General features: G+C 66.2%; 17 protein-coding genes. 7 read left to right on the forward strand and 10 right to left on the reverse strand.

Annotation, left to right across the window (positions count from 1 at the left end):
• Positions 1–84: 84 nt before the first annotated feature.
• From CFB40_RS13730 to purN, 3 genes are read right to left on the reverse strand one after another with little or no spacing between them, the layout of a single operon-like run.
• Complete coding sequence (locus CFB40_RS13730) at positions 85–1,449, reverse strand: mechanosensitive ion channel family protein (protein WP_089431601.1); 1,365 nt, start codon at positions 1,447–1,449, stop codon at positions 85–87.
• A gap of 18 nt (positions 1,450–1,467) precedes the next feature.
• Entirely contained in the window at positions 1,468–2,733 is a 1,266-nt protein-coding gene (locus CFB40_RS13735) for an RsmB/NOP family class I SAM-dependent RNA methyltransferase (RefSeq protein WP_011352957.1), read from the reverse strand.
• Complete coding sequence (gene purN, locus CFB40_RS13740) at positions 2,730–3,392, reverse strand: phosphoribosylglycinamide formyltransferase (RefSeq protein ID WP_039368183.1); 663 nt, start codon at positions 3,390–3,392, stop codon at positions 2,730–2,732. Before purN ends, CFB40_RS13735 begins: the two co-directional genes overlap by 4 nt.
• Before the next feature lie 123 nt (positions 3,393–3,515).
• Between purN and CFB40_RS13745 the strand changes: the two genes are divergently transcribed.
• From CFB40_RS13745 to dut, 5 genes are all read left to right on the forward strand, one after another.
• On the forward strand, positions 3,516–4,508 hold the full coding sequence (locus CFB40_RS13745) for a bifunctional riboflavin kinase/FAD synthetase (RefSeq protein ID WP_089431602.1): 993 nt from the start codon (positions 3,516–3,518) through the stop codon (positions 4,506–4,508).
• A gap of 104 nt (positions 4,509–4,612) precedes the next feature.
• Entirely contained in the window at positions 4,613–7,450 is a 2,838-nt protein-coding gene (gene ileS, locus CFB40_RS13750; protein ID WP_089431603.1) for an isoleucine--tRNA ligase, read from the forward strand.
• A 2-nt stretch (positions 7,451–7,452) separates the two neighbouring features.
• Complete coding sequence (lspA, locus tag CFB40_RS13755; RefSeq protein WP_069248662.1) at positions 7,453–7,953, forward strand: signal peptidase II; 501 nt, start codon at positions 7,453–7,455, stop codon at positions 7,951–7,953.
• 67 nt (positions 7,954–8,020) lie between these two features.
• The gene (coaBC, locus tag CFB40_RS13760) at positions 8,021–9,232 is read left to right on the forward strand and encodes a bifunctional phosphopantothenoylcysteine decarboxylase/phosphopantothenate--cysteine ligase CoaBC (protein ID WP_089426151.1); all 1,212 of its coding nucleotides are present in this window, start codon (positions 8,021–8,023) and stop codon (positions 9,230–9,232) included.
• Positions 9,233–9,287: 55 nt separating this feature from the next.
• Positions 9,288–9,734 carry a dUTP diphosphatase gene (dut, locus tag CFB40_RS13765; protein WP_057926079.1) on the forward strand — a complete coding sequence of 149 codons (447 nt, stop codon included), beginning with the start codon at positions 9,288–9,290 and terminating at the stop codon, positions 9,732–9,734.
• A gap of 51 nt (positions 9,735–9,785) precedes the next feature.
• Here dut and CFB40_RS13770 read toward each other — a convergent pair whose 3' ends face one another.
• The 4 genes from CFB40_RS13770 to clpS all read right to left on the reverse strand — a co-directional run bounded on the left by CFB40_RS13770 (position 9,786) and on the right by clpS (position 14,787).
• Entirely contained in the window at positions 9,786–10,556 is a 771-nt protein-coding gene (locus CFB40_RS13770; RefSeq protein WP_089431604.1) for a COG4705 family protein, read from the reverse strand.
• A 135-nt stretch (positions 10,557–10,691) separates the two neighbouring features.
• Complete coding sequence (locus CFB40_RS13775; RefSeq protein WP_089431881.1) at positions 10,692–12,071, reverse strand: amino acid permease; 1,380 nt, start codon at positions 12,069–12,071, stop codon at positions 10,692–10,694.
• A gap of 104 nt (positions 12,072–12,175) precedes the next feature.
• Positions 12,176–14,476 carry an ATP-dependent Clp protease ATP-binding subunit ClpA gene (clpA, locus tag CFB40_RS13780; RefSeq protein ID WP_089426153.1) on the reverse strand — a complete coding sequence of 767 codons (2,301 nt, stop codon included), beginning with the start codon at positions 14,474–14,476 and terminating at the stop codon, positions 12,176–12,178.
• Positions 14,473–14,787, reverse strand: a complete 315-nt coding sequence (gene clpS, locus CFB40_RS13785; RefSeq protein ID WP_006398529.1) for an ATP-dependent Clp protease adapter ClpS — start codon at positions 14,785–14,787, stop codon at positions 14,473–14,475. Before clpS ends, clpA begins: the two co-directional genes overlap by 4 nt.
• A 545-nt stretch (positions 14,788–15,332) precedes the next feature.
• Here clpS and CFB40_RS13795 point away from each other — a divergent pair.
• Positions 15,333–15,536, forward strand: a complete 204-nt coding sequence (locus CFB40_RS13795; protein ID WP_006478030.1) for a cold-shock protein — start codon at positions 15,333–15,335, stop codon at positions 15,534–15,536.
• 184 nt (positions 15,537–15,720) lie between these two features.
• Here the strand turns inward: CFB40_RS13795 and CFB40_RS13800 are convergent, their stop codons facing one another.
• The gene (locus CFB40_RS13800; protein ID WP_089431882.1) at positions 15,721–17,319 is read right to left on the reverse strand and encodes a multicopper oxidase family protein; all 1,599 of its coding nucleotides are present in this window, start codon (positions 17,317–17,319) and stop codon (positions 15,721–15,723) included.
• Positions 17,320–17,987: 668 nt separating this feature from the next.
• Between CFB40_RS13800 and CFB40_RS13805 the strand changes: the two genes are divergently transcribed.
• A complete protein-coding gene (locus CFB40_RS13805) occupies positions 17,988–18,212 on the forward strand; it encodes a hypothetical protein (protein ID WP_089426154.1) in 225 nt (74 codons plus the stop codon).
• A gap of 122 nt (positions 18,213–18,334) precedes the next feature.
• Here CFB40_RS13805 and CFB40_RS13810 read toward each other — a convergent pair whose 3' ends face one another.
• Together CFB40_RS13810 and icd are read right to left on the reverse strand one after the other, a co-directional pair.
• Positions 18,335–20,563, reverse strand: coding sequence for an NADP-dependent isocitrate dehydrogenase (locus CFB40_RS13810; RefSeq protein ID WP_089431605.1), 2,229 nt, complete (start codon positions 20,561–20,563; stop codon positions 18,335–18,337).
• A 282-nt stretch (positions 20,564–20,845) separates the two neighbouring features.
• On the reverse strand, positions 20,846–22,102 hold the full coding sequence (gene icd, locus CFB40_RS13815; protein ID WP_006478026.1) for an NADP-dependent isocitrate dehydrogenase: 1,257 nt from the start codon (positions 22,100–22,102) through the stop codon (positions 20,846–20,848).
• Between the last annotated feature and the right edge of the window lie 177 nt (positions 22,103–22,279).

The following is a 22,279-nucleotide window of genomic DNA, read 5'->3' on the forward strand; positions in this document are numbered from 1 at the left end:
ACAAACCCAGTCCATGGGCGGACTTGGAAAGGCCCGCGATCCGGTTCCGGCCGCGGGGTCAGTACGATTGACGACCGGCGCGCGTCATGCCGCCGGTGCGTGCCCGTCCACGGCGCCGTTGCCGGCCGTCACACCCGTGGCGGGAAAGGCGTCGGGCAACCCGACGACGCGCACTTCGCGCTGCGGGAACGGAATCGAAATCCCGTGCTCGCTGAACAGGCGCCAGATGTTCCGGTTCACGCTCGAACGCACGCCGGACGTGCCTTTCGCCGAATCCTCGATCCAGAAACCGAGCTCCAGGTCGATCCCGTCCGCTCCGAAACTCACCAGATACGGGGTCGGAGCAGGCTCAGCCAGCACGCGCGGCACGCCCTTGGCCGCATCGGCGAGCAGCGTGAGCGCGTGCTCGACGTCACTCGTGTACGCGACCTGCACGGCGACCTTCGCGTAGCCGCGCGTCAGGTACGACGACTGGTTCTGCACGACGTCGGTGATCAGCTTTTCGTTCGGGATCAGCGTCTCGTTGCCGTCGAGGCCGCGCACGACCGTGTAGCGCGTGCGGATCTGCGTGACGACGCCCTGCAGGCCGCCGACGCTGATCGCGTCGCCGAGCCGCAGCGAGCGGTCGAGCAGGATGATGAAGCCCGACACGTAGTTGCTGGCGATCTTCTGCAGCCCGAAACCGAGGCCGACACCCACCGCGCCGCCGAACACGCCGAGCACGGTCACGTCGATGCCGACCAGCGACAGCCCGATCAGGATCGCCGCGAACACGAGCAGCGCGCGGCCGACCCGCGACAGCACGACCTTCAGGTTCGCGTCGAGCGTGCTCGCACGTGTGAGGCGATCCTCGAGCACCGAGCCGAGCCACATCGCGACCATCAGCGTCACGCACACCCACAGCGCGCCGGAGATCACCGACAGCAGCGTGAGATGCGCATTGGCGACGCGGAACTGCACGCTGTCGAGCCAGCCGAGCACGTCACGCTGGATGCCGAGCACGGTCAGCACCATCGCGGCCCACACGACGGTCGACACGATCTTCTCGACGATCGACAGCCATGCATGCGTGTGGCCGTCGCGCGCGAACACGCGCCGCGCAAAGAAGAACAGCACGTAGATCAGCCCGATGCCGAACAGCGGCACGAGCGCGAGCGACAGCAGCGACGTCGACATGAACGGGTCGAACGCGAGTTGCGCGCCGCCCACGAACAGGCCGCCGAACAGCGGGAACAACGCGCGCTTCAGGCTTTGCGCGCCCGCGCCGGGCGCACGTCCGGCCGCCCGGCGGCGCGCGTCGATCCGGCCGTGCACGAAGCGCGCGGCCACCCATGCGAAGCACAGCGCGCCGATGAGGATCGCCGCCTGCCAGATCATCACCGGCTGGTGGAAATCGCGGATGACCAATGCCAGCCGGTGCGACAGCAGGCGGCTCTGCAGATTCTCCATCGTCCGTCCAGCCCGCCGTTACTGCGCAGCGCGCCGTTCGAGCACCGCGGCGAAGAAGCCGTCGGTCGCGTGGCGATGCGGCCACAGCGACAGGTAGTCGCCCGTCTCGAGCTCGATGCGCTGGTCGTCCAGCACCTTCTGCGCCGGCACCAGCACGAACTCGGGATGGTCGGCCAGGAACTGTTCGACGATGCGTTCGTTCTCGGCGTCGAGCACGCTGCAGGTCGCGTAGACGAGCCGGCCGCCCTTCTTCACCAGGCGCGCGGCGCTCGCGAGGATCGACGCCTGCTTCGGCGTCAGCTCGTCGATCGCGGTGCGCGTCTGGCGCCACTTCAGGTCCGGGTTGCGGCGCAGCGTGCCGAGGCCGCTGCACGGCGCATCGACCAGCACGCGGTCGATCTTGCCGGCGAGCCGCTTGATCTTCGCGTCGTGTTCGCTGTCGATCAGCACCGGGTTCACGTTCGACAGCCCGCTGCGCGCGAGGCGCGGCTTCAGCTTCGCCAGGCGCTTCTCCGACACGTCGAACGCGTAGAGGCGCCCGGTCGAGCGCATCATCGCGCCCAGCGCGAGCGTCTTGCCGCCCGCGCCCGCGCAGAAATCGACGACCATCTCGCCGCGGCGCGGCGCGACCAGCGAGCACAGCAGCTGGCTGCCTTCGTCCTGCACCTCGATCGCGCCTTCCTCGAACAGCCTCAGGCGCGTCAGCGCCGGCTTGCCGACCACGCGCACGCCGAACGGTGAAAACGGCGTCGCGCCCGCATCGATGCCTTCCGCGCGCAGCCCGTCGATGACCTGGTCACGGCTGGCCTTCTGCACGTTGGCGCGCAGGTCGAGCGGCGCCGGGTAGTTCAGCGCGGCTGCGAGCTGCGCGAGCTCGTCGGCGTCGAAACGGGCCGACAATGCCTGGTGGATCCAGTCGGGCAGGTTCGTGCGGATGCGCACCGGCAGGCTCGCCGGATCGATCTTCGACACGTGCTCGAGCCATGCGGACTCGGTGTCGGACAGGAACGGCTTCAGCGCATTGCGGCCAGCCGTCTGCATCAGGCCGAGCAGCGTGAGGCGTCGCGCGGGCGTGCCCGTGCCGCTCTCGGCGAGATGCGAAAACTCCATCTTGCGGCGCAGCACCGCGAACACGGCCTCGGCGATCACGCCGCGCTCGGCATGCCCGAGCTTCGGATGCGCGCGGAAGAACCGGCTCGTCGTCGCATCGGCGGGGCCGGCGAACTTCAGCACCTCGGCCAACAAAGTCTCGGTCTGGCCGATCAGGAATCCGTGCAGTTTCATACGCCCTCACTCGTTTCGGTATGCGGTTGATCCGCGAAAATCCAGCGCGCCTCTTCCGGCGCCACCACTGCACGGCCGTTCTCGAGGCGCAGACGCCCCTCGATGAACCAGCGCACCGCGCGCGGATACAGCACATGCTCGACCGTCAGCACACGCTGCGCGAGCGCGGCCGCGTCGTCGCCCGCGCGCACGGGCACCGCGCCCTGCGCGACGATCGCGCCGCTGTCGAGTTCGGGAATGACGAAATGCACGCTCGCGCCATGTAGCGCGACCCCCGCGTCGAGCGCCTGCTGGTGCGTGTGGATGCCCTTGAAGCTCGGCAGCAGCGACGGATGGATGTTCAGCAGCCGGCCTTCGTATCGTCTGACGAATGCGGGCGTGAGAATGCGCATGAAGCCGGCGAGGACCACGAGATCGGGCGCGAATCGGTCGATCTCGGCGGCAAGCGCCGCGTCGAAGCTGTCGCGGCCGTCGAACGACCGGTGGTCGACCACCGCCGTCGCCACCCCGTGCGACGCGGCAAATGCCAGGCCGGCCGCGTCGGGCCGGTTGGCGATCACGGCCGCAACCTCGGCCGGCCAGCGTTCCTGCGCGCACGCGCGGACGATGGCCTCCATGTTGCTGCCGCGACCGGAAATCAGGATCACGAGTTTTTTCATCCGCGAATTTTACCATTCGCCCCCGCGTTTCCCCCCTTCTCGGCCGCCGGCCCGCCCGAACGTTTATAATCTTCTGCTTTGCGGCATCCCACCGCCCATTCCCCCGACGCTGCATCCGCTATCGTGAAAGTCTTCCGCGGCCTGCCCAACGCCGAGAGCCGCGCCCCGTGCGCGCTGACGATCGGCAACTTCGACGGTGTCCATCGCGGCCACCAGGCCCTGCTCGCGCGCGTGCGCGCGGCAGCGGACGCACGCGGCCTGCCCGTGTGCGTGATGACGTTCGAACCGCACCCGCGCGAATTCTTCAACCCGGCCGGCGCGCCGCCGCGCATCGCGATGCTGCGCGACAAGCTCGAGGCGCTGCGCGATCACGGCGTCGACCGCGTGGTCGTCGAGCACTTCAACCACACGTTCGCGAGCCAGTCGCCGCAGGCGTTCGTCGAACGCACGCTGGTGAACGGGCTGCACACGCGCTGGATGATGGTCGGCGACGATTTCTGCTACGGCGCGAAACGCGCGGGCACCTTCGACACGCTGCAGGCAGCCGGCGCGCAGTACGGCTTCGAGGTCGAGCAGATGGGTACGGTGGCCGGCAGCGACGGCACGCGCATCTCGAGTTCGGGCGTGCGCGCCGCGCTCACGGCCGGCGATCTCGATGCGGCCGCGCAGGCGCTCGGCCATGGCTATGCGATCAGCGGCCACGTCGCGCACGGGCTGAAGCTCGGCCGCGACCTCGGCTTCCCGACGCTGAACCTGCCGATCGCACACAAGCGGCCGGCGCTCTCGGGCATCTTCGTCGTGCAGGTGCACGGCCTCGGCCCCGCCCCGCTGCCGGGCGTCGCGAGCCTCGGCCTGCGCCCGACCGTCGACGATTCGGGCCGCGTGCTGCTCGAAGTCCACCTGCTCGACTGGCACGGCGATGCCTATGGCAAGCTCATCCGCGTCGAATTCCTGAAGAAGCTGCGCGACGAGGCGAAATTCGACGATCTCGAGGCGCTGTCGCGCGCGATCGCGCTGGACGTCGCGAATGCGCGTGCGTACTTCATCGAGCGCGACCGTGCGCCGGGCAGCCGCGCCACGGGCTTCGCGACGTCGGCCACCGACCGAATTAGCTGATCCGGACGGCGGCGCCCCGCGCCGCACCCTCGCGCCGCTCCCTTGCGCGCATCCCCGATTCACGACGCTCGCGCGTCCCCCGAGATTGAGATAGCGATTCCATCATGAGCAACAAGAAAGCCGATTCGAAACCGCAGGCCAAGTATCCGGTCAACCTGCTCGACACGCCGTTCCCGATGCGCGGCGACCTGCCCAAGCGCGAGCCGCAGTGGGTCAAGGAATGGGAAGAGCGCGGCATCTACGAGAAGATCCGCGCGGCCAGCGCCGGCCGGCCGAAGTTCATCCTGCATGACGGCCCGCCGTATGCGAACGGCGACATCCACCTCGGCCACGCCGTCAACAAGATCCTGAAGGACATCGTCGTCAAGTCGCGCAACATGGCCGGCTTCGACGCGCCGTACGTGCCGGGCTGGGATTGCCACGGGATGCCGATCGAGATCCAGATCGAGAAGCAGTTCGGCAAGTCGCTGCCGGCGGCCGAAGTGATGAGCAAGGCGCGCACGTACGCGACCGAGCAGATCGAGAAGCAGAAGGTCGGCTTCAAGCGTCTGGGCGTGCTCGGCGACTGGGCCAACCCGTACAAGACGATGAACTTCGTCAACGAGGCGGAAGAGCTCCGCGCGCTCGGCAAGATCATCGAGAAGGGCTACGTGTATCGCGGGCTGAAGCCGGTGAACTGGTGCTTCGACTGCGGCTCGGCGCTCGCGGAAGCGGAAGTCGAGTACAAGGACCGCACCGATCCGACGATCGACGTGATGTTCGCGTTCGCGGAACCGGAAAAGACCGCGCAGGCGTTCGGCCTGCCGGCCCTGCCGCGCGCCGAAGGCGGCATCGTGATCTGGACCACCACGCCGTGGACGATCCCCGCGAACCAGGCGCTGAACCTCCATCCGGAAATCGTCTACGCGCTGGTCGATACCGAGCGCGGTCTGCTGATCATCGCGGAAGAGCGCGTCGAAGCTTGCATGACCGACTTCAAGCTGACCGGCCGCGTCGTGGCGACCGCGCCGGGCGTGAAGCTCGCGGGCCTGCGCTTCCACCACCCGCTCGCGTCGGCTCACCCCGGCTACAAGCGCACCGCGCCCGTGTACCTCGGCGACTACGTGACGACCGACACGGGTACCGGCGTCGTGCACTCGTCGCCCGCGTACGGTATCGAGGACTTCGTGTCGTGCAAGGCGCACGGGATGACCGACTCGGACATCATCAACCCGGTGATGGGCGACGGCCGCTACATCGAATCGCTGCCGCTGTTCGGCGGCCTGTCGATCTGGGACGCGAACCCGAAGGTCGTCGACGCGCTGAACGCGGCCGGCTCGCTGCTGCGCAGCGAGCACTACAAGCACAGCTACATGCACTGCTGGCGCCACAAGACGGCGATCATCTACCGCGCGACGTCGCAGTGGTTCGCCGGCATGGACGTGACGCCGCGCGACGGCGGCAAGACGCTGCGCGAAACGGCGCTCGAAGGCATCGACGCGACCGCGTTCTACCCGTCGTGGGGCAAGCAGCGCCTGTTCAGCATGATCGCGAACCGTCCTGACTGGACGCTGTCGCGCCAGCGCCAGTGGGGCGTGCCGATGGCGTTCTTCGTGCACAAGGAAACCGGCGAGCTGCATCCGCGCACGCTCGAGCTGCTCGAGGAAGTCGCGAAGCGCGTCGAGCAGTCGGGCATCGAGGCGTGGCAGACGCTCGACCCGCGCGAGCTGATCGGCGACGACGCAAACCTGTACGAAAAGAACCGCGACACGCTCGACGTGTGGTTCGATTCGGGCACGACGCACTGGCACGTGCTGCGCGGCTCGCACAAGGATCAGCTGCAGTTCCCGGCCGACCTCTACCTCGAAGGCTCCGACCAGCACCGCGGCTGGTTCCACTCGTCGCTGCTCACGGCGTCGATGATCGACGGCCGCGCGCCGTACAAGGGCCTGCTCACGCACGGCTTCACGGTCGACGGCGAAGGCCGCAAGATGAGCAAGTCGCTCGGCAACGGCATCGACCCGCACGAAGTCGCGAACCGTCTCGGCGCGGAAATCATCCGCCTGTGGATCGCGTCGACCGACTACTCGGGCGAGCTCGCCATCTCCGAGGAAATCCTGAAGCGCGTGACCGAAGGCTATCGCCGCATCCGCAACACGCTGCGTTTCCTGCTCGCGAACCTGTCGGACTTCGACTTCGCGCAGCACGCGGTGCCCGTCGACGAATGGCTCGAGATCGACCGCTATGCGGTCGCGTTCTCGCAGCAGTTGCAGACGGAGCTGCTCGGCCACTACGAGAAGTACGAATTCCACCCGGTCGTCGCGAAGCTGCAGACGTACTGCTCGGAAGATCTCGGCGGCTTCTACCTCGACGTGCTGAAGGACCGCCTGTACACGAGCGCGGCCGATTCGCGCGCACGCCGCTCCGCGCAGACCGCGCTGTACCACCTGACGCACGGCCTGCTGCGCGTGCTCGCGCCGTTCCTGTCGTTCACGGCGGAAGAAGCGTGGAAGGTGTTCCAGCCGGCCAGCGATACGATCTTCACAGAAACCTACTACGCGTATCCGGAAGTCGACGGCTCGGCCGCGCTGATCGAGAAGTGGGCGCTGCTGCGCGAGGTGCGCGGCAACGTCACGAAAGCGCTCGAGGAAGCACGCACCGCGAACCGCATCGGTTCATCACTGCAGGCCGAAGTCGCGGTGCACGCGAGCGGCGCACGCTACGACGCGCTCACGAGCCTCGGCGACGATCTGAAGTTCGTGCTGATCACGTCGGCCGCGACGGTCGTCAAGGTCGACGACGAAGCACAGGAAAGCGTCGACGTGGCTGCGTCGAAGTACCAGAAGTGCGAACGCTGCTGGCATTACCGTGAAGATGTCGGCGCGCATGCCGATCATCCGACGCTGTGCGGCCGCTGCTTCTCCAACCTGTTCGAAAACGGCGAAATCCGGAGCGCTGCTTAACCATGGCGAAAACCCTGTCGAAACCGGCCAGCGGCGCGCTTGCGCCCTGGCTCGGCATTTCGCTGATCGTGATCCTGTTCGACCAGCTGTCGAAGATCGCGATCCTGAAGACGTTCGCGTACGGCGCGCAGCACGAGCTGACGTCGTTCTTCAACCTCGTGCTGGTGTACAACCGCGGCGCCGCGTTCGGCTTCCTGTCGACCGCAGGCGGCTGGCAGCGCTGGGCGTTCACCGCGCTCGGCATCGCCGCGACGCTCGTGATCTGCTTCCTGCTGAAGCGTCACGGCCAGCAGCGGCTGTTCAGCCTGTCGCTCGCGATGATCCTCGGCGGCGCCCTCGGCAACGTGATCGACCGGCTCGTCTACGGCCACGTGATCGACTTCCTCGATTTCCATCTCGGCGCCTGGCACTTCCCGGCGTTCAACCTCGCCGATTCCGCGATCACGGTCGGCGCGGTGCTGCTGATCTACGACGAACTGCGTCGCGTGCGCGGCTCGCGCTAAACGCGCATACTCGGCGTCGACGGCCGGCTTCGCGCCGGCCGTTCCGTTTGACCCTTGGAGGCCTGAGTTGGCACACGCAGAACTCGCAGGAAAACACCTCGTTCTCGGCCTGACGGGCGGCATCGCCTGCTACAAGATCGCCGAGCTCACGCGGCTGCTCGTGAAGGCCGGCGCGACCGTGCAGGTCGCGATGACCGAAGCCGCCACCCAGTTCATCACGCCCGTCACGATGCAGGCGCTGTCGGGCCGCCCCGTCTACACGAGCCAGTGGGACGCGCGCGTCGACAACAACATGGCGCACATCGACCTGTCGCGCGAAGCCGATGCGATCGTGATCGCGCCCGCGTCGACGGATTTCCTCGCGAAGCTCGCGCACGGATTCGCGGACGATCTGCTGTCGACGCTATGCGTCGCGCGCGATTGCCCGCTGCTCGTCGTTCCCGCGATGAACCGCCAGATGTGGCAGAACCCGGCCACGCAGCGCAACGCCGCGCAACTGCGCGCGGACGGCGTGTCGGTGCTCGGCCCGGATTCGGGTGCGCAGGCGTGCGGCGAAGTCGGCGACGGCCGCATGCTCGAGCCCGAGGCGATCTACGAAGCGATCGTCGCGCACTTCGCGCCGAAGGTGCTCGCGCACCGGCGCGTGCTGATCACGGCCGGCCCGACGTTCGAACCGCTCGACCCGGTGCGCGGCCTCACGAACCGCTCGAGCGGCAAGATGGGCTTCGCGCTCGCGCGCGCCGCGCAGCAGGCCGGCGCCGACGTGCATCTCGTCGCGGGGCCGGTGGCGCTCGACACGCCGTGGGGCGTCTACCGTCAGGACGTGCAGACGGCGCAGCAGATGTACGACGCGGTCATGCATGCGGTCGCCGATGCCGATATCTTCATCGCGGTGGCTGCCGTCGCCGACTGGCGCGTCGCCCAGCCGGCCGAGCACAAGATGAAGAAGACGGCCGACCGCAAGATGCCCGAGCTCGCGTTCGTCGAGAACCCCGACATCCTCGCGTCGGTCGCGGCGCTGCCCGATCCGCCGTTCTGCGTCGGCTTCGCGGCCGAAAGCGGCGACCTCGACGTGCACGGCGACGAGAAGCGCAAGCGCAAGAACGTGCCGCTGCTGGTCGGCAACCTCGGCCCGCTGACGTTCGGTCGCGACGACAACGAAGTCGTGCTGTTCGAGGCCGCCGGCCTCACGCGCCTGCCGCGCGCACCGAAGGACGAACTCGCGCACACGCTCGTCGCGGAAATCGCGAAGCGCCTGCCCGACAACCGCCTGATCTGATCTCCCGCGCGGCGGCCGTTGCCGCCGCGCCCTTCCCGACTCATCCGACGACCGCATGAAACTCGACCTGAAGATCCTCGACGCGCGCATGCGCGACTACCTGCCCGCCTACGCAACCACCGGCAGCGCGGGCCTCGACCTGCGCGCGTGCCTCGATGCACCGGTCACGCTGCAGCCGGGCGAGACCACGCTCGTGCCGACCGGCCTCGCGATCCATCTCGCCGATCCCGGCTACGCGGCGCTGATCCTGCCGCGCTCGGGGCTCGGCCACAAGCACGGCATCGTGCTCGGCAACCTCGTCGGCCTGATCGATTCCGACTACCAGGGCCAGCTGATGGTCTCGACGTGGAACCGCGGCCAGACCGAGTTCGTGCTGAATCCGTTCGAGCGGCTCGCCCAGCTCGTGATCGTGCCGGTCGTGCAGGCGCAGTTCAACATCGTCGACGACTTCGCGCAAAGCGATCGTGGCGAGGGCGGCTTCGGCAGCACCGGCCGTCACTGAACGACGCAACGAAAAAAGGGGCCGCGGCCCCTTTTTTTCATTCCTTCGCCGTCATTCCTCGACGGGTTGTGCGATCCGCGCGGGCGCCAGGTCGCGCTGCCGCGATTGAGCCACGATCGCATAGATCACCATCGCGACCAGCACGCCGAGCAGCACGGCCGACGAGCCGATCGTGCCGAGCGCGAGGCCGCCCTTCGCCACCGGCTTCGTCAACAGGTCGCCGACCGTCGCGCCGAACGGGCGCGTGAGCACGAACGCGGCCCAGAACAGCAGCACGCCGGAGATCCGCGTGAAATAGTGCGCCAGCACGATCACCGCGAGCAGCCCGCCGATCAGCAGCGCGCCGCCACCGAAGCCGAGCCCTGAACTGTCCGCGAGGAAGTCACCGAGCGCCGTGCCGAGCGTGTTGGAGAACAGGATCGCGATCCAGTACAGCAGCTCGACCTTGCGCGTGCGAATCAGGTCGACCGACAGCGATTCGCCGCTCAGGCGCCACACGGCGAAGATCGCCAGCAGGATCGCGACGAGAATCGACGAGCCGGCCGCATAGCCGAGGCCGAGCGTGCGGTCCATGAAGTCGGACATCGTCGTGCCGGCCGTGCTCGTCGCGACGATCACGGCCCAGTAGATCGCCGGGCGATAGCGTGTCGTCCTGAGCTGCGCGCCCAGCGTCACGAGAAAGAAGCCGAACAGCAGGATGGAGCTCACCGCGTAGCCGACGTTCAGCGTCATCGACAGCAGGTCGCCGCCGGTTTCGCCGAGCGTCGTCGCGCAGATCTTCATGATCCAGAACGCGAGCGTGATTTCGGGAAGTTTGTTCATTCGAACCCCTTTCGCAGGAAAGCGGCGGGCCGGCGCGTGCCGGCCCGCCTTGCAGACAGGATCGAATGTAGTCGCCGCAGGCTTAACGCAACCTTAGCGAACGGGGAATCGGTGCGGGCGGCCGCGCCGTGACCCTCAACGCGCGTGCTGGTGCCGGTAATGCAGCGCGTACGCGAGCGTGAGCAGCACGACGAACACGACGCCGACCACCATCGTCATCCGGAATTCGCGCGTGAACGCGGTCGTGAACAGAATCGCCGCGACGAGGCCCGCGCCGAGCAGGCTGCCGAACGGATGCCCCCACATCCGGAACGCGAGCGCGGGGCCGCGATAGCGCGCACGGAAGCGCAGGTGCGTGACGAAGATCATCAGCCACGTGAACAGTGCGCCGAACATCGCGATCGCCATCATCACGGTGAACGCGGTGTCGGGCGCCAGCGCGACCAGCACGGCCGCAACCGCGACGCCGCTCGTCGAGATCCACAGCGCCGCGCGCGGCACGCCGTTCGTGCCGAGCCGGCCGAACACCGCGGGCGCGAGCCGCGCACGCGACAGGCTGAACATCATCCGCGTCGTCACGTAAAGCTGGCTGTTCATCGCCGACAGCGCCGCGATCAACAGCACGAAGTTGATCACGCCTGCCGCGTACGGCACATGAGTCGCGGCCATCACCTTCACGAACGGGCTTTCGTCGGTGCCGGCCTGCGTCCACGGCACGATCGCGAGCATCAGCGACAGCGTCAGCAGGTAGAACAGCACGAGCCGGAACACGGTCGAACGGAACGCGCGCGTGACCGCGTGCTGCGGATCGCGCGCCTCGCCGGCCGCGATCGCGACGGCTTCGATGCTCATGTAGCTGAAGATCGCGACGATCACCGCGACCCAGGTGCCCCACGGCCCCTTCGGCATGAAGCCGCCGTGCGCGGTGTAGTTCGCGAAACCGACGCCCGATGCGGCCGGCGCCGACCACACGAGATAGGCGCCGAGCACGATGAACACGACGATCGCCGCGATCTTCAGCAGCGAGAACGCGTATTCGACCGTGCCGTACAGCGTGACGCTCGCGAGGTTCACGGCGATCAGCAGCGCGGAGAAGCCGATCACCCAGTACCAGCCGGGCACCGCCGGGAACCAGTACTTCATGAACACGGCGATCGCGCTGATCTCGGTGCCGATCGCGAACACGACCGCGAACCAGTACGCATAGCGCACCAGGAAACCCGCCAGCGGGCCGACATAATGCTCGGCATACGCGCCGAACGAGCCGGCCGTCGGATGGGCGACCGTCATTTCCGCGAGCGCGCCCATCAGCAGCAGCGCGATCAGCGCGCCGATCGCATACGAGACCAGCACGCTCGGGCCGGCGAGCCCGATCGCGAACCCGCTGCCGAGGAACAGCCCCGTGCCGATCGCGCCGCCGATCGCGATCATCGCCATCTGCCCAGACGTCAGCGCGTGGCGCAAACCCTGTTCGCGCGCGACGATGTCGTCGAACGTCCGTTGTTGTTGTGTCACTGCGTTGCCACTCCCCTGCACCACCATCGCGCCGCCGGCGCCAGATAAAACGAAACGGCGCGGAAAACCTCCCGCGCCGTTCGCATGAACTACCCGATTATCGCTTACTCGACTTCGACCGCCTCTTCGTTCGGCTTGTGCGGCGGGTTCCCGAGCTTGTCGAACGACAACTGCACCTTGTCGCCTTCGTCGACGTCGACCGTCACGTGACCGCCGTTCAGCAGCTTGCCGAACAGCAGTTCGTCGGCCAGCGCACGGCGGATCGTGTCCTGGATCAGCCGCTGCATCGGTCGCGCGCCCATCAGCGGATCGAAGCCGTGCTTCGCGAGATGCTTGCGCAACGCGTCGGTGAAGAGCGCGTCGACCTTCTTCTCGTGCAGCTGTTCCTCGAGCTGGATCAGGAACTTGTCGACCACGCGCATGATGATTTCCTCATCGAGCGAGCGGAAGCTGATGATCGAATCCAGCCGGTTGCGGAACTCCGGCGTGAACAGGCGCTTGATGTCGGTCATCTCGTCGCCCGTTTCACGGCGCGTCGTGAAGCCGATGGTCGCCTTCTGCATCGACTCGGCGCCCGCGTTCGTCGTCATGATGATGATGACGTTGCGGAAATCCGCCTTGCGGCCGTTGTTGTCCGTCAGCGTGCCGTGATCCATCACCTGCAGCAGCACGTTGAAGATGTCCGGATGCGCCTTCTCGATTTCGTCGAGCAGCAGCACGCAGTGCGGCTTCTTCGTGACGGCTTCGGTCAGCAGGCCGCCCTGGTCGAACCCGACGTAGCCCGGCGGCGCGCCGATCAGGCGGCTCACCGCGTGACGCTCCATGTATTCCGACATGTCGAAGCGGATCAGCTCGATGCCGAGCGTGAACGCGAGCTGGCGCGCCACTTCGGTCTTGCCGACGCCCGTCGGGCCGGAGAACAGGAACGCGCCGATCGGCTTGTCCATCTTGCCGAGGCCCGCGCGCGCCATCTTGATCGAGGCTGCGAGCGCATCGATCGCCGGATCCTGGCCGAACACGACGCTCTTCAGGTCGCGGTCGAGCGTCTGCAGCTTGCTGCGATCGTCCTGCGATACGCTCTGCGGCGGCACGCGCGCGATCTTCGAGATGATTTCCTCGATCTCGCTCTTGCCGATCGTCTTCTTCTGCTTCGACTTCGGCAGGATGCGCTGGGCCGCGCCCGCTTCGTCGATCACGTCGATCGCCTTGTCCGGCAGGTGACGGTCGGTGATGAAGCGCGCCGACAGTTCGGCCGCGGCCGACAGCGCACCCGACGAATACTTGACGCCGTGATGCTCCTCGAAGCGCGACTTCAGCCCGCGCAGGATCGCGACCGTCTGCTCGACGGTCGGCTCCGTCACGTCGACCTTCTGGAAGCGCCGCGACAGGGCCGCGTCCTTCTCGAAGATGCCGCGATACTCGGTGAACGTGGTCGCGCCGATGCACTTGAGCACGCCCGACGACAGCGCCGGCTTCAACAGGTTCGAAGCATCGAGCGTGCCGCCCGACGCGGCGCCCGCGCCGATCAGCGTGTGGATCTCGTCGATGAACAGGATCGCGTGCGGACGCTCCTTCAGCTCCTTCAGCACCGTCTTCAGACGTTGCTCGAAGTCGCCTCGGTACTTGGTGCCCGCGAGCAACGCGCCCATGTCGAGCGAGTAGACCTGCGCGTTAGCGAGGATGTCCGGCACTTCGCCGCGCGTGATGCGATACGCGAGCCCTTCCGCGATCGCGGTCTTGCCGACGCCGGCCTCGCCGACGAGCAGCGGATTGTTCTTGCGGCGGCGGCACAGCACCTGGACCACGCGCTCGACCTCGGGCTCGCGACCGATCAGCGGATCGATGCGGCCGTCCTTCGCCATCTGGTTCAGGTTCTGCGTGAATTGCGCGAGCGGGGTTTCCTTCTGCGCATTCGCGTCTTCGCCTTCCGCGTTCGCGTCGGCCGACTTCGCGGCTTCGCCGTTGTTCGTCTTCGCGATGCCGTGCGAAATGAAGTTCACGACGTCGAGGCGCGTGACGCCCTGCTGCTGCAGGTAGTACACGGCATGCGAATCCTTCTCGCCGAAGATCGCGACCAGCACGTTCGCGCCGGTCACTTCCTTCTTGCCGTTCGACGTCGACTGGACGTGCATGATCGCGCGCTGGATCACGCGCTGGAAACCGAGCGTCGGCTGGGTATCGACATCGTCGGTACCCGGGACGGTAGGTGTGTTGTCGTGGATGAAATTGCGCAGGTTCTGACGCAAGTCCTCGATGTTTGCCGCGCACGCGCGCAACACCTCGGCTGCCGTCGGATTATCCAGCAGAGCCAGCAGCAAATGCTCGACCGTAATGAACTCATGGCGCGCCTGGCGTGCTTCCATGAACGCCATGTGCAGGCTGACTTCCAATTCCTGGGCAATCATGCTTCCTCCATCACGCACTGCAGCGGATGCCCGGCCTGCCGCGCATGGGTAACGACTTGCTCAACCTTGGTCGACGCGATGTCCCGCGTATAGACCCCACAAACCCCTCGCCCTTCGCGATGGACCTTCAGCATGATCTGCGTGGCCGTCTCGCGATCCTTCTTGAAATACTCCTGGACCACCATCACGACGAATTCCATCGGCGTGAAGTCGTCGTTCAGCAGCACCACCTTGTACATCGAAGGCGGCTTGAGCTTCTGCTGCTTGCGTTCCAGGACGGTGCTGTCCTGCTTGTCCGGGATAATCGCCATACACCCATTCTAAACAACTCGGACAGGCCCGCAATCCTGCCATTACCCGACCGACCGGCCGGCGCCCTCCCCGGAATCCCGGAACACGCGATCTTCTTCGCGCCATACGAAAGCCGGCTGCGGTGCCGGCTTTCACGCGTGGCGCGGAACACGAACCGTCAGGGGAACCGCACCGGAACGTCGTGTCTGCATCCAGTATCCCACAAGCCGGGACGACTCGAACGCGTGTCACTCGAGCCTGGTATATGAGCCGATTATGCGGCTTTTCAAGACCTCGCGCTTGGCCGCGTGCTGCTAAGCAAAGCCGGAAAAACCCTGAAAATGGGTTCTTTACAACGTCCCTCTAAACGTCTAAAAATTCCACTTGACACTCCAATAAAGAGCGCCAACAATCAAGCTGGCACTTTTTTCAATTTGCCGGTTGGCAAAATGAAAGAGGCCGAGGTGAGCTTGTGAGGGGGGAACGGCTGCGTTTTTCAGGTCGTTTAGCTTTTCGAGCGTGCTCGTGGTAAGTAGCAGCGACTGTGTGACAGGGGAAGTAGGAAATGGCAACTGGTATCGTTAAGTGGTTCAACGACGCGAAGGGCTTCGGTTTCATCACTCCCGATGAGGGCGGTGAGGATCTGTTTGCGCACTTCTCGGCTATCACCATGAATGGCTTCAAGACGCTGAAGGAAGGCCAGAAGGTGAGCTTTGACGTCGTTCAAGGACCGAAGGGCAAGCAAGCGTCGAACATCCAGGCCGCATAAGGCATCGGATATCAGACGAAGAAACCCGGCGCATGGTTTGCGCCGGGTTTCTTTATTTGAGGCCGGCCAATCGATAATCGATTGGCCGGCCTTTTCGTTCAATCCCGATAATTGAACATACATTGTCTTGTCACGCGCGCAGATCGGATACTCATCCCGCGCGTGAAACATAATCACCGCCTCGTTACACGACCTTCAGCGTGCCCATCATGCCGAGATCCTCGTGTTCGAGAATGTGGCAATGAAACATGCGCTCTCCGGGCATGTCTTGCGTGACGAGAATCGTCACGGTTTCGCCGCTGCGCACGTTCACCGTATCGCGCCATGCACGGAACGGTTCGCTCGTGCGCGAACCGCCCGATTCGCGTTCGATCACCTGGAACTGCGTGCCATGCAGGTGGAACGGGTGATCCATGTCGGTGCCGTTGCGGATCGTCCAGCGCTCGACGTCGCCACGGCGGCTCGTCAACGTCGCGCGATGCGGCGCGTAAGTGTCGCCGTTGATCGTGAAGCGCATGCCGGCCGGACGGCCGTGCGCCGCGCCCTTCATCATCGCGTCCATGTCCATCTCTTCGCCGAACTCGACCGTCTTGTGCGCGACCGGCTCGCCCAGCGGCGGCACCGTGCGCAGGGTCGCCGGCAGCGCACGTGCGGCGGCCGGCGCGAATGCGACGTCGGCCAGCGCCAGCGCCGGATCGGGCGGCAGGCTGCCGTGTCCGTCATCGTGCGACATCGACATCTTGCGGCGGTCGTATTCAGCCGCCTGCAGCACGGCGCGCGACGCCCGGTCGCCGGCGCGGACCAGCAGCTCCGCCCGTTCGCCCGGCGCGACCAACAGCGACGTGACGCGGCGCGGCGCGTCGAACAGCCCGCCGTCGGTGCCCGCATGCTCGAACGTACGACCGTCGTCGAACGCGACGCGCAAATAGCGCGCGCTGCACGCGTTCCACACACGCCAGCGCTCGTCGCCCGCGACGTCGATCCGCGGCCGGCGGGCGCCGTTGACCAGCACGAACTGGCCCTCGCGGCCGTTCATCCAGTCCATCATGTCGTTCGGTGCAATCGTGCCGTCGCGCGCAAGCTTCAGGTCCGACACGAACAGGTTGCGCTCGGGCCAGCCCGCCAGCGGATCGTCCGCGGCGCGCACGACGAACGGGCCGGCCAGCCCGCGGAAGACCTGTTCGGCCGTCATCATGTGCGGATGCGGGTGGTACCAGTAGGTGCCGGCACTCCCCTTCGGCAACGTGAAGCGGTACACGCGCGACGCGCCGGGCGCGACGGGATCGGAAGGATTGCCGTCCTGGTCAGGCGGCACCGGCAGGCCGTGCCAGTGGATGGTCGAAGGCTGCGGCAGCTTGTTCACGAACTTGATCTCGACCGTGTCGCCCTCGCGCACGTCGATCAGAGGACCGACGACGGGGCCCTGCGTGCCCGCGCCGAACTGCCAGAACGTGGTCGGCCGTGCACCGTGCAGCATCGGGCGCGCCACGGGCTGCGCCACCAGCGTGGCCCGGAACGTGCCGGGCTCGCGGCCTTCGTTCGCGAGCGTGCGCAGCGCCGCGAGCGGCGCGCCGGCGGGCAACGCGTCGGCGGCCGCGAGCGCAGCCGGTGCGGACTTGCCGTGCTGCCCGTGACCCGCCATCCCTGACATGCCGGGCATGTCGTCCATCGAGTCCATGCCGGCCATGCCGGCGTGGCCGGCATGCTGCGCCCACGCGACGCGCGCGAACAGTGACGCGGCCGCGACACCGATGGCGCGCGACAGGAAGGTTCTCCGTATCATCAATCGTTCCTCGTTATCCATGCTGGGTCGCGCGGCCGCCGCGACGCCCGCGCCGGCCGGCCGAAGCGCCGATGCGCCGATGCGCGACGCAAATCCTGATGCCCGCGTCATCATAACCGCAGGCCAAAATCGAGACGCGCCGCGGCCGGCCGGGCGGCGATACGCCGCAGGGCTCGACAACACCGCACCCGATTCGTCACGCAGCGTCGATCGGCGATCCACGGCTCTTCGCTCACGGCCGAAGCGCCACTCAACCCTGCCCCGGGCAGTTCCAGGCGGTCGCCTCGCGCCTGCCGTTCGGCCCCACCACGACGCCGGTCACTTCGCCGATCCGCAAACCCGCCAATATTTCACGATGCGGAACAAGTCTCTGCGTTATAAAAATTCGTGGTGCAGGGCACAAAATCCCCGTTTCGCGATGCCAAAAAACGTTCCGCAATACAAAACGATGGAAATAATTATTTGTTTTTAAAAGAGAATTTTTGTTTAGTGAAGCCGTTCTACATGCACCATCCGAGCGGGCCGCGGACGTAGACTTTGTTCCATGCACTGACGCTTCGCCGCGACGTTCGATACGGAACCCGGCGCAAGCAGCCAGTCGGGCCACAGCCGGCCAAGCCGGCGGGCGGCACACCAGAATCGCTTGTGATCAGAAAGGGAGAACGGAAATGAAGGGATTTCGCTTTGGTTCAGCGCTCGGGTCGTTCTACATCCTGCCGGCAAACGGCGGCTGGGAAGCGACGTTCGGCAACGCCTCGCTCGGCGCGTTCTCGTGCCCGGAAATCGCGGCCGACCGCATCTCCCGCGGCGACTGCGCGCAACCGTCCGAACTGGACACGGCGACGCTCGAAGTGCCGGACGAAATCGCCGAGTGGGAAATCGTTCACGTCTGAATGGCACATCTGCAACGACAAACGCCCCGGGCGACCGGGGCGTTTGTCTTAATGCCGGGCAGCGAACGGCTCAATCCGCCGCACCGGCCCATGCCTGGGCCCGCGCGATCGCGCGGCCTGCGTCAGGCGACCGCGTCGACGATGCCGTTCAGCGTCGCGCTCGGGCGCATGGCCTGGCTCGTCAGGTCGACGTTCGGACGGTAGTAGCCGCCGATAGCTTGCGCGTTGCCCTGCGCGGCCGCCAGCTCTTCCAGGATGCGCGCTTCGCTGTCGGACAGCGCCTTCGCCACGCCTTCGAACTGCGCCTTCAGCGCCGCGTCCTCGGTCTGCTCGGCCAGCGCCTGCGCCCAGTACAGGCACAGGTAGAAGTGGCTGCCGCGGTTGTCGAGGCCGCCGACCTTGCGCGCCGGCGACTTGTTCTCGTCCAGGAACTTGCCGGTCGCCTGGTCGAGCGTCTTCGCGAGCACGACCGCCTTCGGGTTCTGGTATGCGTTGCCGAGATGTTCGAGCGACGCGGCCAGCGCGAGGAATTCGCCGAGCGAATCCCAGCGCAGGAAGCCTTCCTCGACGAACTGCTGCACGTGCTTCGGCGCGGAGCCGCCCGCACCCGTTTCGAACATCCCGCCGCCGGCCATCAGCGGCACGATCGACAGCATCTTCGCGCTGGTGCCGAGTTCCATGATCGGGAACAGGTCGGTCAGGTAGTCGCGCAGCACGTTGCCGGTGACCGAGATCGTGTCCTTGCCCGCGCGGATGCGCTCGAGCGAGAAACGCGTGGCTTCGACCGGCGTCATGATGCGGATGTCGAGGCCGTTCGTGTCGTGATCCTTCAGGTAACGCTCGACCTTCGCGATGATCTGCGCGTCGTGTGCGCGAGCCGGATCGAGCCAGAACACGGCCGGTGCGCCGGTCGCGCGTGCGCGGTTGACCGCGAGCTTGACCCAGTCCTGCACCGGTGCGTCCTTCGTCTGGCACATGCGCCAGATGTCGCCCGCTTCCACGGCATGCTCGAGCAGCACGTTGCCCGCTTCGTCGGTGACGCGCACGACGCCGTCCGCCGGGATCTGGAACGTCTTGTCGTGCGAACCGTATTCTTCAGCCGCCTGCGCCATCAGGCCGACGTTCGGCACGCTGCCCATCGTGACCGGATCGAACGCGCCATGCTGCTTGCAGTCCTCGATCACGGCCTGGTAGACACCGGCGTAGCAGCGATCCGGAATCACGGCCTTCGCGTCGTACAGCTGGCCGTCCGGGCCCCACATGCCGCCCGAATCGCGGATCATTGCCGGCATCGATGCGTCGACGATCACGTCGCTCGGCACGTGCAGGTTCGTGATGCCCTTGTCCGAGTTGACCATCGCCAGGCGCGGACGCACTGCGTACTCAGCCTTGACGTCGGCTTCGATCGCTTCGCGCGTGTCGGCCGGCAGGTCCTTCAGGCGCGCGTACAGGTCGCCGATGCCGTTGTTCGGGTTGAAGCCGACCTTCGCCAGCACGTCCGCGTGCTTCGCGAGCGCGTCGCGGTAGAACACCGACACGAAGTGACCGAACAGGATCGGGTCCGAGACCTTCATCATGGTCGCCTTCAGGTGCACCGAGAACAGCACGTCCTGCGCCTTCGCGTCGGCGATCTGCGCTTCGATGAAGCTGCGCAGCGCGTTGCGGCTCATCACCGACGCGTCGATCACTTCACCGGCCTTCACGGCCGTCTTTTCCTTCAGCACCTTCTTAGCGCCGTCGGTCGTCGTGAGTTCGATCTTCACGCTGCCGGCATCGGCGATCAGCGCCGACTTCTCGCTGCCGTAGAAGTCGCCTTCGCTCATGTGCGCGACGTGGGCCTTCGACGTCGCCTTCCACGCGCCCATCTTGTGCGGATGCTTGCGTGCGTAGTTCTTGACCGACAGCGGCGCGCGGCGGTCGGAGTTGCCTTCGCGCAGCACCGGGTTCACCGCGCTGCCCTTGATCTTGTCATAGCGGGCCTTGACCGCCTTCTCTTCGTCCGTCGACGGATCTTCCGGGTAGGCCGGCAGCTTGTAGCCCTGCGCCTGCAGTTCGGCGATCGCGGCCTTGAGCTGCGGCACCGATGCGCTGATGTTCGGCAGCTTGATGATGTTCGCTTCCGGCTTCAGCGTGAGCTGGCCCAGTTCGGCCAGATCGTCGGAACCCTTCTGCTCGGGCGGCAGGACGTCCGCGAATGCGGCGATGATGCGGCCGGCGAGCGAGATGTCGCGCGTTTCGACGGCAACGCCGGACGAGCGCGTGAAGGCCTTGACGATCGGCAGCAGCGAATAGGTCGCGAGCGCGGGCGCTTCGTCGGTGAGGGTGTAGATGATCTTGGGCGAAGTGGACATGGTGGTCAAAGCATTGCTACGTGATTGTTGAACAGGGAGCGCCGGCGGGTAACCGGCGGGGAGCGACCGGGTCGGTCGCGAAAGGGGCGCGCCGGCTTAGCCGGGCGGTGGTGTTGCGAGGGCCGTCATGTTCTACCTTGCAGGGGCTCCGGGCCGCATCGCGGCGCCGCGGCCCGCATGCCGGACCGCCCTGCCAACAAACCTGCCATCCACGAAACGCTCCGGCGCCGGCAGTAGGCGCCGGGGCGGCCGGCAACCTGCCGGCCCACCCCGGAAGGGGTCTTACATGTTCTCGATCAGCACTTCACCGAAGCCCGAGCACGACACCTGCGTCGCACCTTCCATCAGACGCGCGAAGTCGTAGGTGACGCGCTTCTGCAGGATCGACTTCTCCATCGCGGCGATGATCGTGTCGGCTGCTTCCGTCCAGCCGAGGTGGCGCAGCATCATTTCTGCCGACAGGATCTCGGAACCCGGGTTCACGTAATCCTTGCCCGCGTACTTCGGCGCGGTGCCGTGCGTCGCTTCGAACATCGCGACCGAATCCGACAGGTTCGCGCCCGGCGCGATCCCGATGCCGCCGACCTGCGCGGCCAGCGCGTCGGAGATGTAGTCGCCGTTCAGGTTCAGCGTGGCGATCACGTCGTATTCGGCCGGGCGCAGCAGGATCTGCTGCAGGAACGCATCGGCGATCGAATCCTTGATCACGATCTCGTTGCCCGTCTTCGGGTTCTTCACGCGCATCCACGGGCCGCCGTCGATCAGCTCGCCGCCGAATTCCTTCTGCGCGAGCGCGTAGCCGGCGTCACGGAACAGGCCTTCCGTGAACTTCATGATGTTGCCCTTGTGCACCAGCGTGACCGACTTGCGATCGTTGTCGATCGCATACTGGATCGCCTTGCGCACGAGACGCTCGGTGCCTTCGGTCGACACGGGCTTGACGCCGATCCCCGAGGTTTCCGGGAAGCGGATCTTCTTCACGCCCATCTCGTCCTGCAGGAACTTGATCACCTTCTTCGCCTGCTCGGAGCCCGCGGCCCATTCGATGCCTGCGTAGATGTCTTCCGAGTTCTCGCGGAAAATCACCATGTCGATCTTTTGCGGCTCGCGCACCGGCGACGGCACGCCCTTGAAGTACTGCACCGGGCGCAGGCACACGTACAGGTCGAGTTCCTGGCGCAGCGCGACGTTCAGCGAACGGATCCCGCCGCCGACCGGGGTCGTGAGCGGCCCCTTGATCGACACCACGTATTCCTTCAGCACCTGCAGCGTTTCGTCCGGGAGCCACACGTCCGGACCGTACACCTTCGTCGCCTTCTCGCCCGCGAAAATCTCCATCCAGTGGATCTTGCGCTTGCCCTTGTAGGCATGCGCGACCGCCGCGTCGACGACCTTGATCATGACCGGCGTGATATCGAAGCCCGTACCGTCGCCTTCGATATAGGGAATGATCGGCTGATCGGAAACGTTGAGCGAGAAGTCCTTGTTGACGGTGATCTTGTCACCGCCTTCCGGAACCTTGATGTGCTGATACGGCATGATCGACTCCAGTGACGTGGCTGAGCAGGTGATGCTGGTCGAAGCTGCGCGCGCGGCGGGGGCGCGGCATGGCCACCCCGTGACGGCAACAGCGAGCCGCTATTCTAGCGCCCCAACCGGGCACTTCGGCATGAAGCGCGGCACTGCGTATCAAGACCCCACTTATGTCTTATATAA

The organism is Burkholderia sp. AU31652 (assembly GCF_002223155.1).
Classification (GTDB): domain Bacteria; phylum Pseudomonadota; class Gammaproteobacteria; order Burkholderiales; family Burkholderiaceae; genus Burkholderia.

Coding starts and splice junctions, on each gene's coding strand:
- CFB40_RS13730 (WP_089431601.1), bottom strand. CDS start 1,449: ATGGAGAATCTGCAGAGCCGCCTGCTGTCGCACCGGCTGGCATTGGTC.
- CFB40_RS13735 (WP_011352957.1), bottom strand. CDS start 2,733: ATGAAACTGCACGGATTCCTGATCGGCCAGACCGAGACTTTGTTGGCC.
- purN (WP_039368183.1), bottom strand. CDS start 3,392: ATGAAAAAACTCGTGATCCTGATTTCCGGTCGCGGCAGCAACATGGAG.
- ileS (WP_089431603.1), top strand. CDS start 4,613: ATGAGCAACAAGAAAGCCGATTCGAAACCGCAGGCCAAGTATCCGGTC.
- lspA (WP_069248662.1), top strand. CDS start 7,453: ATGGCGAAAACCCTGTCGAAACCGGCCAGCGGCGCGCTTGCGCCCTGG.
- dut (WP_057926079.1), top strand. CDS start 9,288: ATGAAACTCGACCTGAAGATCCTCGACGCGCGCATGCGCGACTACCTG.
- CFB40_RS13770 (WP_089431604.1), bottom strand. CDS start 10,556: ATGAACAAACTTCCCGAAATCACGCTCGCGTTCTGGATCATGAAGATC.
- clpA (WP_089426153.1), bottom strand. CDS start 14,476: ATGATTGCCCAGGAATTGGAAGTCAGCCTGCACATGGCGTTCATGGAA.
- clpS (WP_006398529.1), bottom strand. CDS start 14,787: ATGGCGATTATCCCGGACAAGCAGGACAGCACCGTCCTGGAACGCAAG.
- CFB40_RS13795 (WP_006478030.1), top strand. CDS start 15,333: ATGGCAACTGGTATCGTTAAGTGGTTCAACGACGCGAAGGGCTTCGGT.
- CFB40_RS13800 (WP_089431882.1), bottom strand. CDS start 17,319: ATGATACGGAGAACCTTCCTGTCGCGCGCCATCGGTGTCGCGGCCGCG.
- CFB40_RS13805 (WP_089426154.1), top strand. CDS start 17,988: ATGAAGGGATTTCGCTTTGGTTCAGCGCTCGGGTCGTTCTACATCCTG.
- CFB40_RS13810 (WP_089431605.1), bottom strand. CDS start 20,563: ATGTCCACTTCGCCCAAGATCATCTACACCCTCACCGACGAAGCGCCC.
- icd (WP_006478026.1), bottom strand. CDS start 22,102: ATGCCGTATCAGCACATCAAGGTTCCGGAAGGCGGTGACAAGATCACC.